The sequence below is a fragment of the Adlercreutzia sp. ZJ304 genome (assembly GCF_011039075.1).
Taxonomy (GTDB): Bacteria; Actinomycetota; Coriobacteriia; order Coriobacteriales; family Eggerthellaceae; genus Adlercreutzia_A.
The window spans coordinates 20,434-35,978 of record NZ_JAAKEG010000003.1 but is presented as its reverse complement, the minus strand read 5'-3'; the positions used below and the strand labels follow the sequence as shown (position 1 = coordinate 35,978).

Genomic DNA, 15,545 nt, shown 5'->3' with positions numbered 1-15,545 from the left:
CACCTTTGCATATCTAAAGCTGCTCTGTTAGCTCTACTTTATATTTACACAGTGCGTTTTCTTGCCAGTTGATAGGTATTCCATAATTTCTTGCACTGCCATAATTGCACAATTATCTTCTGCTTCCTCGGTAGATGCACCCAAATGCGGCAATACAATAGCGTTCTCCATTTTTACCACAGCCGGATTTGCGAAATCGGTAACGTAGTGACGAATCTTGCCAGACTGCAAAGCTTCCGTCATAGCAGCATCATCAACCAACACATCGCGCGAGAAATTCAGGAATACAGCACCGTCTTTCATCTGATTTATGGCATGCGCATCTATCATACCGCGAGTGCTATCAGTAGCAGGTACATGAATAGTTATGAAGTCAGATGCACCCAGCAAATCGTCCAAATCGGCAGTGAAGCGCATATCAGCTGAAATTGCAGCTGCTTTTTGTGCGTCCATGAACGGATCATAACCAACAACTTTCATGCCTAGCGCTTGAGCAGCCGGAACAACCAGCTTTCCTATAGCGCCAAGACCGATAACACCTAGCGTTTTACCGCTTATTTCGCCACCTGCAAATGCCTTCTTAGCCTTTTCTGCTGCCTTGCCCACATTTGGATCGTCGGCATTTTCGCGCACCCACTCAATGCCACCCACAATGTCACGGCTTGCTAGAAGCATACCTGCCAGCACCAGCTCTTTTACGGCATTGGCGTTTGCACCGGGGGTATTGAATACCGGGATACCAGCTTCAGCCAGCGCTTCCAGCGGAATGTTGTTAACACCAGCACCCGCGCGCGCCACAGCCTTCAAATTAGCCGGAATATCCATTTCGTGCATATTTGCAGAACGCACTAGGAAAACATCAGCCTGTGTCGGATCGTCCACAAGCTCGTATTCGTCGGTTAGAAGATCTAACCCTTTTGCTGAAATATTATTCAGACAATGTACTTTATACATTACATTCCTTTCGACGTACTTAGTTGTTTGAGTTTATACTTTTGAGCGAAAAACGGGCACCAAACAGCAAAAATTTCGCTATTGCAAATGTTCAAACGTCCAAACGGCGAAATTGCCGAAATTGCCGCATTAGCGCTTTATAGGCTGAACTACATCCGCCGGTTCAACATGAAAAAGCGTTTGGAAAAAATCTTTTACACGCGCCACGTTTTCGCGCATGCTATACATTGTTTGATTGTTGTATTCTCCCTTATCTGCCGCAACTCCCAGTGCCCGCATATCAAGCCCCTCAGCTATAGAAAGCGCTCTGTAAAGATGATATGCCTGCGTAACTATAACCACGCTTTGTGCCCCATAAACATACTTAGCGCGCCAGACAGAGGCATACGTGTCATAACCCGCATGATCCACATAAATGTTGCCAGCAGGCACTCCTAATTCCACGCAGTAATCTTTCATGGCATCCGATTCGTTATAGTGGGAATCTGTGTTGTCTCCCGATACGATTATTGCAGGAGCAACATCAGCAAAATAAAGATCGCATGCCACTTCTAGACGATCTGCGAGAATATCAGACGGAGTGCCATCAACATATACGCTAGCACCTAACACCAAAATGGCGTCTACATGTTCTCCCGATTCTTCTATCTGAGCAATGGTGTGCACATTGTCGCGAGTAGAATTCACCACGTATTGACTTATTCCAAAAAAGATAGCAAAAACTACAACGCAAATTACTAGCACAGATATAAGTATATTTCTTATAACCTTTTTCATCTGCCCAGCATATCAGCATGTATGACGCATCAGGATGACATATCGTCTATTATCATGCTCCTGTTCTTAGATGTAATAATTTCTTTCGCGAAAATATCAGCATCTAAATACTCTTTCACCATATCTGCAAGCTGTTCTAATGCGGCACTAAGATCGGCTGCACGAGAAGGATCTACCGATTCTATGATTAGAAATGCTTTTTGGGAATCATCGGAAAGTGCGGTGCGTACTCCATCCCGCCAGTTCCAACAACGGCAAACCGCGCCAGCATCGTCCATATAGCAAAGCTCGCCTTCCAAAGTTGGAGCATCTTCATCTTCCCCTAAAGGCTTGAAGGCATCGCCTCCTTCAGTTATGCGCAACCGGAGGTTTCCCTCAATTGAATCGATATCTTCACCGCCTACTGGCAGGGCGTAAGTTAAAGATACGGTGTTGTATACATCAACAACAGGGTTGATACTTTGAACAGGATTGCCTTTTAATACTCGCTTGAGAAGATTCTCAATTGAGCATCTAGCGCCTTTCTTGGTTTTGAACTTCTGAAAAGCATCTCGCCAAACAGATACCACCTTATTCTGCGAGATCGTATTGGATTCTAAATGCTGATCAGCTTTATGATTCGCCTCTGCAAGAAGCTTACTCAATTCCTTTTTCTTATCTTCCGTTAGCTTATTATCTGCCTTCATTCCATGCGCAACGACTATACCAATTTGAGCATCGGGGAAAAGTTCCCAGAATGAATCCTCTGCTATAAATTGCTTCATAATCGCTCCGTTCTTTTGTTGCTAAACACTGTTATTGCTGTACGAATTTTAACAACAAAACCCATATCAGAGGGCGAATCCTAACATCCGACACAAACAAAGTATTTCAAAGCGTCCGACCCTTAACATCTTCTTCGATGAGTTCGAGCTGTTTCTCGGCGCGCTTCTGACCGCGCACAATTATCAGAATGTAGACAAGCAGCGCAACCCATAGCAGCGCATAAGCTGCAATCAGATACGGTGCGGACGGAATTATCGTGCTATATATTTCTTCCAAAACGGGGTTCATTTTGTATTCCCTTTCTCAGCAAAAGGCTGCCACTTATACAAGCTAATCATCAAGTCTTTCCTTCAGCGCATCCACTCGTTCCGCGAATCTTACCTGCCGAAAGCGCGCCCTGTACAAAGCGAATGCCACACACATCATGCCAACTCCAACAAGTGCTATACAAAGCCCCATCTCGGGTGTCATACCACCTGCGCGCGTGACCACCGGATGCACCGACGACGGAATAAGACGAGTAACCATAAAGCAAATTGGCACGTCTATAAATGCAATCACACCCACAACCGATGCGAAAGCGGCACGCCTAATAGGATCATCGACCATATTTCGAAGCACGATGTAGGCAATCACAATTAACATCAAGATAAGATAAGTGGTAAGGCGCGGATCCCATGTCCACCATACTCCCCATTCGAAACGCGTCCACATCTCGCCTGTAATCATAGTCATTACAGTGAATAGCAGCGCCACTTCCATCGCAATGCGCGCACAAGTGTCGAATCGGAGTTCGCGTGTAATAAGGAACCTTACGCAGTAATAAGCTGCAAATGCAAGTGCCGCAAACGACGTTATAGCCACCGGCATATGGAAATAGAAAATCTTCTGCGACATGAGCAACTTGTTAGAAACTACCGTGTCACCAACAAGTTCAGCTCCGTTCACTGTGGCTCCACTGACGGGCGGCACCACAAAAAATGCCATAAGAAACCCGAGTGTAGTTAATATAATGCCAGCCACAATCACCCATGGTGAAAGCACATCTGGCCACTGCCCAGCTTCAGGCAGTTTGTGCGCTGTCCGCTTTTTCGAATCTGCCATAGTCCACCCCTCCCGAGCAACAACAGCCCGATTATGACACGACGAAATCGTAAAGGAACCAACTTATAAGTATCATTACCACATCGTATAATGCTGCCAGCGCAAGCGGTGTGGCAAACGATTCAGCCATAACATCGCCCCCGACAAGAACTGCTACAGTAGCAGCCACACAAGCATACAGCAGCGGAAATACGACGGGGATAAACAATAGCGCCAGCATTACATCTTTGCCTTTGACATTAGTAGTAATGGTTGACAAAAGCGTTCCTACGCCTGCAATACCTACCGAACCCACAAGCAGCGGAAGCGCGATTAGCGGCGCGGTTTCTGCTGGCAAGGCAACAGATGAGAAGAATAGCCAGAAAAGCGGCACCGCAATAACTTCAACAATAAGCAAAAAGATTAGGTTAGAAGTAGCCTTTGCTAGAAAGATTACACCTCGATCCATCGGCGCAAGCAGCAGACCTTCTAAACACCCACACTCTTTCTCGACCGAAAACGAACGATTCAAACCAAGCAGCGAAGTGAACACTACCATTACCCATAAAAGACCGCCTGAGACTTCCAGAAAATCGGTTCCCGGGGCAGCGAATCCGAGTGCCACGCCAAATACAACAATTACGAGCAGAGCATAGACACCCATCGACACAAGCATTTCTTTCGTGCGAACCTCGCGAAGCAAATCCTTAGTAAGCAGCACCTTGTACTGCGAAAAAGAAGACGGATGCTTACGTTCAACCTTCAATGGTGTATCGGTCGTGCGGCTCATGCAACACCGCCCCCGATCGTCTGCTCATACAGATGGTTAAGTTCATCTGGCTCTAACTTATCTTTACGACCAAAACATACTGCACGCCCGCGCGCCATCAAGAGCACATGATCGGCAAGCTGCATTCCCTTCTTTAGGTCGTGGCTAACCATGACAAACGTGCGGTCTTTGCGAACATCTGATATCAAGTTGTCAAACACCTGAGTAGCGTGCGGGTCTAGCCCAGAATAAGGCTCGTCAAACAACACAACCCTAGGGTCGTTCATTAACGCGCGGGCAATAGATACACGCTGAATCATTCCGCGCGAAAACGTGCGCACCTGATCTAGCCTTCTATGTTTGAGCCCAACCGCATCTAATAAGTTGACCGCGCGATTTTTCACATCGGGCACACCATAAAGACGACCATACAGCACAAGGTTTTCCTCTGCCGTAAGATCGGGATAGAGCATAGAGCTATGCGAAACCACACCAATAGAGGCGCGAACGGATTCGGATTCCTCCTTCGCATCAATTCCGCATATATAAATTGTGCCCTTACTTGGTCGCGAAAGAGTGGAAAGCATAGATAGCAAAGTGGTTTTGCCCGCACCGTTTGGTCCAAAAATAGTAAGAAATGCACCTTCGGGAAGCACGAAGCTGATATCATCGACAGCCTTTCGTGTTCCGAAGGTCTTACAAACGCCCTCTACCCGGATAGCATCAGGCATGCGCTGTATCCACTTCTGCCCGACGTGTGCGCCTAGCAAAAAGAGCCAGCAAACTTCCCAACATAAGAAGACCAAAACCAACCCACACGAAGCTGATTAACGGATTTACTCGCACATCCATCGCATACTCGCCATCGGCGCTCATGCCGCGATAGACCACGAATAGGTCTTCCAGAGGAAAGCCTATAACACTAGCCTCAAGTTTCTGTTGCTGCGTTGACTTCACCATTTGCACAGCAGGTGACACACTTCCAACGTATTGTCCGCCTCTATAGACATCAAAATGTACCACATAGTCAACATCGTCGCCATTGTCAGATTCGAAAACATCTTCACCAGTGTAGACAAGTTCAAAATCCTGTATTTTAAGCGTTTCGGCGGATTTGGTATCGGCATCGTACTGAAGATATTGATTAGTCTCAGTCACGTACATGGACGAGCCTATAAGTCCGACAAGAATAATACCCATAGCTGCATGCGCAATTGCTCCGCCAATGCGCGAAAGCCTAGGGCGCAGCGCGCTACCTTTGCGAAGCGCTTTTACAAGCATAAATACCGAATTGAAGAACAGCAAACTGGCTACTAAGAGCCCCACTACCGCTATAGCGTTATAGTATGCGGGTGCTCCTTGCTCAAGCAGTCCTTCCGCAGCACTTCCTCCACCAGCCAATATAGCCTCGTAGCTTGGAAGTAAATAGGTGCAGAAGTATGCCATAAGAACTGCGAACACAACCAACGCACATACACCCGGAATAAGCGCATTCTTAAAGAATGCCTTGCCTTGCGTGCGCCTCCATCCGAGCAGAGGACATACAGCAATTAGCGCGCAGTAGAGTACTCCAAGCGGACGCGCAATAGCGTTGTATGTTCCTGCCGATAAAGATTGACCTCCAAATGGCAAAAATGATGGCAGGGCAGATGAAACAGTCATGTAGGCTAGTAGAACGGCGAATGCCACCATAACGAGATTGTTTACGTAATATGCCGCATCGCGAGAGACTAGCGACTCTATATCATCTTCCTTCGCTTCTTTAATCGGAGCAGAGACAGAGGCAGCTTTAAGAGTGTCAGACTTATTAGTTGTCGAAACACCGAAACTCTTGTGCCGCACAATAAGCCCAACTGCACCTGCAGCCAATGATGCCACGATAAGCACCGCAAACAGCACAAGCGATACAGAATCGCCTTCGAAAGCATGCACTGATTGCACAATGCCACTTCTTGTTATAAACGTTCCCAGCACCACAAACGAAAAAGTGATACAAGCGCACATGACCGACCAGCGCTTGAATGCACCGCGCTGGCGATAAACCGTAAATGAATGGATTAAAGCCACACCGACAAGCCAAGGCAGAAGACTGGCGTTCTCAACCGGGTCCCAGCCCCAATAGCCGCCCCAGCCGAGCACAACATAAGCCCACACCGCACCAAGCCCTATTCCGGCTCCTAGCAGTAGCCACGAAAACATGAGATAAGGCGTAGAGGCGCAAACCCACGCATCGGAATCGTCGTTTACTATAAGCGCAGAAATGGCGTATGCAAATGGAATGGTCAGACCAGCATATCCGATAAATAGCGTAGGCGGATGAATAGCCATAGCCCAATGTTCAAGCAGCGTATTCATACCTAATACAGATGCCTGAGCTTTAAGCTGACCATTTTCGTCGAAGTATGCTGGGTCGAGAAGAGCAAACGGCATGTTATCGGGCGAGAACAGCAGCACTCCTACAAATGCCACAAGCACTAGCTGCGCAATAGCCAGCGCTCCGTTGTCGAGAGGACGGATATTTTTGCGAGTAGCAAACACTAATATGACACCAAACACCGAGATAAGCCATGCCCAAAATAGCAAACTACCTGCACGACCAGCCCAAAGACCAGCCAGCTTGAAAAGCCAAGCCAACTCACCCGTAGCGTCAGAACGATTGCGAACAACGTAATCAAGCGTTACATCGCCTGAGAAAAAGCACCATACAAGCACGGCGCAGCACAAAGTGAGTGCGCAAGCAGCCACTATAGCTGCCAAGCGACCTCCAAATGCCAGCGTGTCGGATACGGAACGCGCACGCGCAGCTTCAGCCGAACCAGCTGATGCCTTGTCTATGCGTAAATGTTGAACATGCGCTATTCCCAAGCACAGCAAGGAAACCACGCAAGCAGCGAAAGCTACAAGTATACCGAGCAGACCGACTATAGACATAAAAGCGCCTAACCTTCTAATGCGACATCAGTCGCTTGGAATTTACCAGACTCGTCAACCGATCCTGTTAGAACGACACGTGCACCGCTGACAATTTCATCAGACAGCGGTCCATCAAATACCACAGCAATGCGAGATTCTCCGTTGCCTTTAATGTAGAAACGTTCTGATTGCCCCGCAGCCTTCATCGTATCTGGCTCAATTTCTCCAGCAACCTTAACAACTTTACCAGTAACCTCATTGCCGTATTCTAAAAGGCGCTCTACCGTAAGTGCACTGTCGGCATTTTCATACTTGGATGGGCATTTCGTCACAAGCTCGGTACACATCAGGGTTCCGTCATCGCCGATGCGCCCCGTGCATATGGCAGTCACGTCGTTTCCGAACGTAGATGCAGCCGCACCTTCATAACGCACGGATAACTGCTGTTCGGGCGAACCATTTGGATCGTATATCTTGAATGTTAGAACGTTTTTCGAAGTGTCGTAAGAGTTCGGTACAACATTGCCCGAAACTTGAACCTTTTGACCAGCCTGCGGATTCTCTGCAGCTTCGGCTACTGACATAGTCTTCGCAGCAGTACCAGAACCCACAAATGCCAATGCCAACACAATGGCTATCACAACTACGCCAGATACAGCAATCAGACGTTTTTTCATCTTCGCGTTAATCAGAATCACGCCCACTTTCAAATAGATGAATTGGCTTCATTCGATACAAATCTTGCATAAAAATGCCCGTGAAAGGATGTTTTTCCTTCATGATAGACTAACCCAGCCCGAAGACTATTGGAAAGCGACAGTTGTATCGAAATTTGCATGACAATTTCGCCAAGCCCGACAAACCACTAAAAAGGCGACATCTAAAATGATGCCGCCTTTTCAAATAAGCTAAAAATAGCTTCCGTACTAAGAGTTGAAGTTCGCGCTGGTAATCTCTGCGGACTGCTCCGCCGACAGCCAGCCTTCTGGAACTTTCGCCTCGTCGTGACAACGCGTGCAAGCCATTACCGACTGACGATGAGCCTTGTGACAATCGCTGCACTCAAGCTGTCTGTGATCCGCGATAGTAACATGCGGATTATACTTCTGACCGCCCGTGGCGCGCGCTAAATCGTCACGCGTCATGTTGTGGCAGCCTTCGTTCAGACAGAACTCATCCGCGTTCGGCAGTTTCCTGTATGCGTTAAGGTCGGTCAAAGAGCACTCGTTAAGCGGGTAGTCGTATGTGCCACCAACCCAATGCACCACCTCACCCATCTGCTGATCGATGGTAGGTACATGGCAATCAAGGCACACCATGTCAGCACTTTCCTTATGTTGAACTACCATAAGGGTGCCCATGTCTTCAACTGAGTTGCCCCATTTGTCAACGCCAGATTCGCCACTTTTGCCCTCGTAGGTTTCAAGCGCCGGGTCCATCGGCGAGTGACATATAGCATTGCAGAAGCTAGGTTGCTCGTGCCACACCCAAAAGCCTGCACCAGCAACTATAACTATCGCACAGATAACACCTATCGTGATACCGCGCTTGCGACGCTTTGCAGCCTTAGAATTCGGTGCTGCAGGAGCAGCTTCAGTCTTGTTCTCTGGTGAAGCATCTGCACCTTCATTTACAACAACGGTGTTAGCCACAGCCTCTTCCGATGTCTCATTTACGCCTTCGTTCACCTTCTTGTTATCCTCGCTCATGTGCTACCTCCTTTCTGTAATCGATGTCCGTTTCGGCTTCGCTTACGCAAGGAGCGCGAGGCCCTCATCTACGAGCGCCTCGGACTTGTCAAGTGTGCTCCATGTTAGCTCGGAGTTATGTGCGCCTTCGCTGTTTTCAACCATCACAAAATCCCAGTAGAACTGTGCCGCACGTTGAATGTACTGTGCACGCTCAAGGGTGGCAGCGTCAAGCGAACCCTTCTTTGCCGCCAGCTCGCCAACGTATTTCGCAATCTTCTCGCTGATTGCCGTCACGCGCTCTTCTTCCTGCGCTTGAATGGCACTAACCTTAGCAGTAATGTCATCATGGCATGTCGAGCAGTTGGACTCTATTAGCTCGGGGTTCTGGGTAGGATTCGTCCAATTGTGGTTCGTGAACGTAGCCCCCGTGTCGTCTACCGATGTGCCCATATGGCAATCGGCACACGCATAACCCTGCTTTGCCATCGGTGACATTTTTCCACCATAGTTCGTCTCGAACTCGGGGTGCTGCACCTTGATCATCTTGGCTTCTGTCTCGGGATGTGTCCAATCCGTAAAGCCCATGTCGTCGTAGTACTTCAGAATAGCGTCGGGAGTCATGCCCGCAAGCCCACTGTATGGGTTTGTCGTTGCCTTCGTCTCGGGATTGAAGTAGTACTCGTTGTGGCACTGACCGCAAACCTGCGCGCTCATCTGAATCCTGTCGATGTCTTTACCAATACTGTTAGTCCAGTACTTATTTGGCAGACTGAGCGACTTCGGATCGTTTGTGTGACAATTGTAGCAACTAACCGGCTCGGTAAAATCGCCAATCAAATCGTTGAACTTCTGCTTATAAACCTCGTCGCCATCAGCATTCACAAGAGCTGTGAACTGCGGTGTCTTACACGTAATGCAGTTCGCAAGCTGCTCTTTTTTGACGGTACGCGGCGTGTTCTTGACGCTCTCTAACGTGTAGAGATGCGACGATGCCTCATCGTAGCCGAGCGCAAATGCGTAGCCTTTGTACATGGTATTGAGCGCCGGATACAGCTCTAGGTAGTTATGCTTCCCAGACTGCGGCGAATTCTCGAGATTCTTCATGTACGTGTCGTATTGATCGGGGTAGAGCCCTGCCCATTCCGCCGCTTCAACGACACCGAATTGATCTTCGGCTGGCATGTTCTCGGATTCGAAGGAGCCAGTCGTGTTAGCCTGCGGCGCACATGCCGCAAGTCCGACCACCAATGCGATCGCACTAATAGATGCAATCGCCAAACCTGCCTTCTTCCTCTTTCTCATGCTTCCTCCTCTCCTTTCATCCACTTTTTCTGACTGCGGAAAACCGCAGCCCTTCCTTGCTATTGTCATCAAGACATACCGACGCTGCTACGCAGAACATCACCCTACGGAAGCAGCGTCGATCGTCTCGACAATAACCTCTTTGTTCGCAAGATCAGAAGCCTTGCCTTCAGACTTAGCCTTCTGATTGCTTTGCGGTTTACGCGCACGCCCAACACCCATACGCAGCGCCCCTGTAGGGCATGCATCCACGCATGCACCGCATGCCATACAGTCGCCCGCGCGCACGATAACATCTACACCTTCAAGTGCCGGATTAAGTATTACGGGATCGGCGAGGCATGCCTTCTTGCAAACGTCGCAATCGATGCACTTCTCATGATCGATACGCACGTTTACAAGCCCCACTTTACCGATAACTTGATAAAGACCTCCAACAGGGCATATAGCACGACACCACACACGCTTAGCCCAGAAAAGTTCAGCTATAACGATGGCTATCAGCGTAAAGCTTCCGGCAAGTGAGCCAAATAGAAGCCCTCTGTTGATTGCCGCAATGGGCGAAAACGCCTCAAACACAGGGAATGCAAATATGGCAGAAAGTACCAAAATGCCCAAAGCAACATATATCTTCGCTTGCCGCGGAATTACGTGCTCAGAAACGCTGATACCAAGTTTGTTGCGAAGCCAGTCAACGCCTTCGCAAAGAAGATTTACAGGACACACCCAGCCACAAAATGCGCGACCACGCACTACGCCATAAACGATTAGCACAGGCAGAATGCCTAACAGCATGCCCAATGAAAACGTTTTTGCAGCCAATGCTGCTTGCAAGGTAGCAAATGGGTCAAGTATAGATATGCCAGCAATCTCCGATGCGGCAAGACTTCCAAAAAAGATGCCTTGAGCAGGGGTTGAAACCGCAACATCTTCACCTATGGAACCACCAAAAAGGCTCCACCCAGCTATGAGTAACGGTAGACAAAATACGACAAGCATAGCAACTTGCACGCATCTACGTGCGATAGTCCACTTAGCTTTCGCCTTTTTGCCGACCTTTGATTGTTCTTGCTCTGCCACTCTTAGCCTACTCCTTCGCGCACTAGACGCTTTCCTGCGCACCCAATGCTTCGTCTTCGCAATTCAAGTACACCAAGCTGATGCCAGTTACACCATCAACCCCAATGAATGAACTTGCGATTTCATGCGATGCGTTAGAACTGTCAGCCTCGATCGTAACTATCAGCTTTTCGCCTTGTGTTTCATGCACCTCCACGCCATTCATGGCAGAAAGTGCATGTTCCACACTACGCGTCTTCTTAGGTTCAGTCTCAATCACAAGCGATGAGATCACCATGTCAGCCCCTCATTTCACATATCGTTGTATCTTGGTCGCTAAAACTGCTAGCCTTGCGGGTGACATGTGATGCATTGGTTGTAGCCGGCATCAATTTTCATAGTTGCGTACATTCCCCGAGAATAGTGGTCTTCAGGAACTATGACAGCGCCAACAAGCTGCGGATTCGCTTTCTCGTTTGCGCCATGACAGCCATAGCAGCCATCAGGTCCAAGATCTGTGTAGCGCCCGTTATGGTTCGCAGGCATAGGTGCTGGTTGACCATCTAACACGCTAGCAGCGCTTTGTGTGCCACTAGAGCATCCCGCTACGACACTTACCGACATAACTGCTGCCAGAAGCGCCGCGATAATAGTTTTCTTCTTCATTTCCCTTACCCCTTATCGGCTTATCGGCTCTACAGCTTCTCGATAGCAACGCATGTCTTCTTATAATCTGGCTCTTTTGAAAGCGGGCAGTAAACATCCTGCACCACCAAATTGATAAGAGCTTCTTCTGCAAAGAACGGCGCGAACACAAGACCGTGTGGCGGACTTGTACGCCCTGCCGTCGATACCTTTATCTCGCACTCGCCATAGCGCGAACTTAAACGAACCATGTCGCCATCCTTTAAGCCCAGCTCGGCGCAATCCTCAGGATTCATGTCGAGCAACGCTTCGGGAAGTGCACGATCAAGTTCGGCTATGCGGCGCGACATTGAGCCCGTATGCCAATGCTCAAGCAAGCGACCGGTGCAGAAGACAAACGGGTATTCAGCGCTAGGCATTTCAGCCGGCGGCTCGTAGGGACGGAACACTACAGACGGGCGAGCGTTTCCACTCTTGTAGAAGCTGACACCGCCCGCTAAGTCTTGCTTGCCATACTGTTGGATGCCTATTTCATCGAAGCCGTCCTCCTGCTTGCCGTCGCAGAAACGCCACTTTGTGGCAAGCCACTTGCCGTCCACTTCACGAACGGGCCACGTTAAGCCATGGTCGTCGATGTAGGCATCATAGGGCGCAAGCTGCTTGTTCTCCATTTTCAGCTTGGCTTCCTTATTGATAAGCGCAGCTTTTTCGTTTAGATCGGGATTTGAGAATGTGCGATATTCCTCCCAAATGTTACGAGACACTTCGCGCTGGTCACCCTTGAAATCGTGCGTCTCGGTATCGTACCAATCACCGAACAGCGCCTCAAAAGCGCCCTTGCTGCCAATTTTTTCGCCATCAAGTGTACGCGCAGCAATTTCCATAAGCATCCAGAGATCCCACTTGGCATTGCCCGGCGGATCGACCGCCTTCTCAAACACCGCTGTACGACGCTCTGCATTTCCGAACTGCCCTTCGCGCTCGACCCACATGGCAGCCGGAAGTACAACGTCGGCATACTGCGTTGAAAGCGTCGGATAAACCTCACTTACCACAATGAAAGTATCGTTGATGCCCTTTTTGTCGCCCCTGCCAAGGAAGCGCGTTAAGTTTGGCATGGAAACAGCCCAGTTGTTGTGCGCTGTCCATAAAAAGTCAATGTTGCCCTTCGACATTTCGCGGAAGATTTTCACGGTATGCATGCCGGGCTTCTGGATGGCATCCAAATATCCCTCGGGAAGATTCCAGATAGCCTCTGTGTAGCGACGATGCGGCTCTTGCGCTACCAGCAGGTCGGCTGGAAGGCGGTGGCTAAACGTGCCAACTTCACGCGCTGTACCACAAGCGGTAGGTTGACCGGTCAGTGAAAATGCACCGTCACCGGGTTTCGCATAGCGCCCGGTCAGTAAGTGAATGTTGTAGATACAATGATTCATCCATGTACCGCGGTTGTGCTGATTCACGCCCATAGTCCACAGCGAGAGCACCTTGCGACTCTTGTCTGCAAATACCTCTGCCAATTCTTTGATATCAGCAGCTGGTACACCCGAAATTTGCTCGGCATATTCCAACGTGTAAGGCGCAAGGCGTGCAGCGTACTCTTCGAAGCTAATGCTTTGAACAGCATCTACCGACTTACCAACATCGCTTGCATCGTAGCCATCTTCAAAAGCGTTTCCGATATTTTCGGTACCCTGCTTGAACTGTAAATGATCGGTTACAAAAGCCTGATCGTATAGATTGTTTTGCACAAGATAGTTGGCAATGGCATTAGCAATTGCCAAATCGGAACCCGGCTTGAACATAAGCACCTTATCGGCACTAGCAGAAGTGCGCGTCTTCAGCGTAGTTAGATCGTAGTGCTTAACGCCGGTTCCGTTAATCTTTCGTGCAGTTAAGCGTGAATATAACATGGGGTGCGCCTCTGCCATATTTGCGCCCCATGTAACAAAGGTATCAGTCTCGTCAATGTCGGTATAAGAACCAGCAGGCTCGTCAGTTTGGAAAATATTCATAAAGCCAACAACGGCACTAGCCATACAAAGACGAGCGTTAGGATCAATGTTGTTGGAAAGCAGACCTGCCTTCCAGAATTTCGCAGTACAGTAACCCTCAACAATGGGCTGCTGTCCACTTCCCCAGAACGCAAGGCGGCTCTTATCTTTTTTCCATGTCTCTTTTAGTTTGCTGGAAACCAGTTCGAGAGCTTCATCCCAAGTAGCCTTGCGAAGACCCCCATCGGTGCCCTTGGTGCTCTTGTCATCGCGAATTAGCGGCTCGGTCAAACGATCTTCGCCGTATAAAACGCTGGCTAGATAATAGCCTTTAACGCAATTCAGTCCCCTATTCGATTGATTGTCGGGATCGCCTGTAACAGCAACGATCTTTCCGTCCTTTGACTCTACAATTACGCCGCAACCGCAGCCGCAGAAACGGCAAACGCCCACGGTACGCGTAGCGCCAGCCACTGTCGTTTGACCTGTTCCACTTCCAGACGGTGCCGAACAGCCCACTAGTGCCGACATGGTTCCCGCAGCCGCTGCACTCGCTAGCGCAACCGCTGTCGTTTTAACGAATGCCCTGCGTGAGATCTCCATTATTGCCCCCTTGATCGCCTTCCCTCTTGCTCTCCCTCATTGGTAGTGCTTATGGTTCCTCTTATAATGCTATTTGCGCCTTTCAGTACCACTTGCCCTTCGCTCTTTGCCCTGCCGACCCTTACCTGCTTTGCAGACTAGTCGGCTAATTCGGATCTATTGTTATTGCCGGCGCAGGGTCACTAACAACACACCGCTCAACACATAGCCCACATCCAACACAAGCATCTTGAATGACTGGTCGGAACAGCGCATGTATGTCATCGCCTTCGCGCGCACCATAGTCGATGCTAATTGCCACATCGATTAGCGGACATGCGCGATAGCAGACCTCACAGCGCATTCCCTTGAAAGAAAGACATGTCTGCTCGTCTATTACGGCGCGCCCCATGCGTACATCTTGCCTTCCTCCCACAGGCGAAAGAGCTCCAGTTGGACACGCCTCTATACATGGGAAATCTTCGCAAAGACGGCACGCTTGTTCACGCGCATTAATGACAGGTTGTCCAACGCTGGACCCGTATTCGAACGATGCCGCATGAATAGCCTTGTACGGGCAAGCTTCAATACACTTTCCGCATTTGATACAAAGAGAGTTAAACCCGCCTTCAGGCAATGCTCCCGGCGGATGCAAAGCCTTAGCTTCTGCATTCACGGCACTAAAAGCAGCCGTTACGGAAACAATACCAGCAGCACATATGGCGGCTACGCCACCTAGCTTCAAAACTTCCCCTCTCTTTTCCTCTCCTTTGAATAAGGCTCGGGCAAACGTTGCACCCGTTCCTTAAATTAGCTATGGTCAAGTGGATGCGTGTTCGCATAATTAGACCATTTTCATACTATGATGGTAGGGAATACTGGCTATAATCTAAAGGGATGCTTTTCTTGTAAGTTATGGGGACAGTTTCATACAGAGCGATTAAAGTTTCCGGAGGACAATTGACCGTCTTCCATGACAGTTTTACTGCGGGCGCTCAACCAGCGCTACTA

The 15,545-nt window shown here is 49.1% G+C and carries 16 protein-coding genes; all 16 read right to left on the bottom strand.

The annotated features are described in order from the left end of the window. Positions 1-33: 33 nt before the first annotated feature. Complete coding sequence (locus G7Y46_RS01695) at positions 34-954, bottom strand: 3-phosphoglycerate dehydrogenase (protein WP_165252010.1); 921 nt, start codon at positions 952-954, stop codon at positions 34-36. A 129-nt stretch (positions 955-1,083) separates the two neighbouring features. Further along, complete coding sequence (locus G7Y46_RS01690) at positions 1,084-1,731, bottom strand: ElyC/SanA/YdcF family protein (RefSeq protein ID WP_165252008.1); 648 nt, start codon at positions 1,729-1,731, stop codon at positions 1,084-1,086. A 29-nt stretch (positions 1,732-1,760) separates the two neighbouring features. Next, entirely contained in the window at positions 1,761-2,495 is a 735-nt protein-coding gene (locus G7Y46_RS01685; RefSeq protein ID WP_165061842.1) for a B3/4 domain-containing protein, read from the bottom strand. A 106-nt stretch (positions 2,496-2,601) separates the two neighbouring features. After that, complete coding sequence (locus G7Y46_RS01680) at positions 2,602-2,784, bottom strand: CcmD family protein (protein WP_165061839.1); 183 nt, start codon at positions 2,782-2,784, stop codon at positions 2,602-2,604. A 42-nt stretch (positions 2,785-2,826) separates the two neighbouring features. After that, entirely contained in the window at positions 2,827-3,600 is a 774-nt protein-coding gene (gene ccsA / locus G7Y46_RS01675) for a cytochrome c biogenesis protein CcsA (protein ID WP_165252006.1), read from the bottom strand. A gap of 31 nt (positions 3,601-3,631) precedes the next feature. Then, positions 3,632-4,369: a heme exporter protein CcmB gene (locus G7Y46_RS01670; protein ID WP_241157009.1), complete on the bottom strand. Its 738-nt coding sequence runs from the start codon at positions 4,367-4,369 to the stop codon at positions 3,632-3,634. Then, positions 4,366-5,079: an ABC transporter ATP-binding protein gene (locus G7Y46_RS01665; RefSeq protein ID WP_165251998.1), complete on the bottom strand. Its 714-nt coding sequence runs from the start codon at positions 5,077-5,079 to the stop codon at positions 4,366-4,368. The genes G7Y46_RS01670 and G7Y46_RS01665 overlap by 4 nt, the downstream gene beginning before the upstream one ends. Then, positions 5,072-7,279 carry a cytochrome c biogenesis protein CcsA gene (ccsA, locus tag G7Y46_RS01660; RefSeq protein WP_165251996.1) on the bottom strand — a complete coding sequence of 736 codons (2,208 nt, stop codon included), beginning with the start codon at positions 7,277-7,279 and terminating at the stop codon, positions 5,072-5,074. The genes G7Y46_RS01665 and ccsA (G7Y46_RS01660) overlap by 8 nt, the downstream gene beginning before the upstream one ends. Positions 7,280-7,287: 8 nt before the next feature. Beyond that, positions 7,288-7,959 carry a cytochrome c maturation protein CcmE gene (locus G7Y46_RS01655; RefSeq protein ID WP_241157008.1) on the bottom strand — a complete coding sequence of 224 codons (672 nt, stop codon included), beginning with the start codon at positions 7,957-7,959 and terminating at the stop codon, positions 7,288-7,290. A gap of 228 nt (positions 7,960-8,187) precedes the next feature. Next, positions 8,188-8,970, bottom strand: coding sequence for a cytochrome c3 family protein (locus tag G7Y46_RS01650; RefSeq protein ID WP_241155988.1), 783 nt, complete (start codon positions 8,968-8,970; stop codon positions 8,188-8,190). Between the two features lie 42 nt (positions 8,971-9,012). Further along, on the bottom strand, positions 9,013-10,254 hold the full coding sequence (locus tag G7Y46_RS01645) for an ammonia-forming cytochrome c nitrite reductase subunit c552 (protein WP_165061794.1): 1,242 nt from the start codon (positions 10,252-10,254) through the stop codon (positions 9,013-9,015). A 99-nt stretch (positions 10,255-10,353) separates the two neighbouring features. After that, positions 10,354-11,334: a 4Fe-4S binding protein gene (locus tag G7Y46_RS01640; protein ID WP_241157007.1), complete on the bottom strand. Its 981-nt coding sequence runs from the start codon at positions 11,332-11,334 to the stop codon at positions 10,354-10,356. A gap of 22 nt (positions 11,335-11,356) precedes the next feature. Beyond that, complete coding sequence (locus G7Y46_RS01635; RefSeq protein WP_165061791.1) at positions 11,357-11,611, bottom strand: chaperone NapD; 255 nt, start codon at positions 11,609-11,611, stop codon at positions 11,357-11,359. Positions 11,612-11,658: 47 nt separating this feature from the next. Next, positions 11,659-11,979, bottom strand: coding sequence for a hypothetical protein (locus tag G7Y46_RS01630; protein WP_165061788.1), 321 nt, complete (start codon positions 11,977-11,979; stop codon positions 11,659-11,661). Positions 11,980-12,008: 29 nt separating this feature from the next. Beyond that, positions 12,009-14,555, bottom strand: coding sequence for a molybdopterin-dependent oxidoreductase (locus G7Y46_RS01625; RefSeq protein WP_165251988.1), 2,547 nt, complete (start codon positions 14,553-14,555; stop codon positions 12,009-12,011). A 145-nt stretch (positions 14,556-14,700) separates the two neighbouring features. Further along, on the bottom strand, positions 14,701-15,279 hold the full coding sequence (locus tag G7Y46_RS01620; RefSeq protein ID WP_165061782.1) for a 4Fe-4S dicluster domain-containing protein: 579 nt from the start codon (positions 15,277-15,279) through the stop codon (positions 14,701-14,703). Between the last annotated feature and the right edge of the window lie 266 nt (positions 15,280-15,545).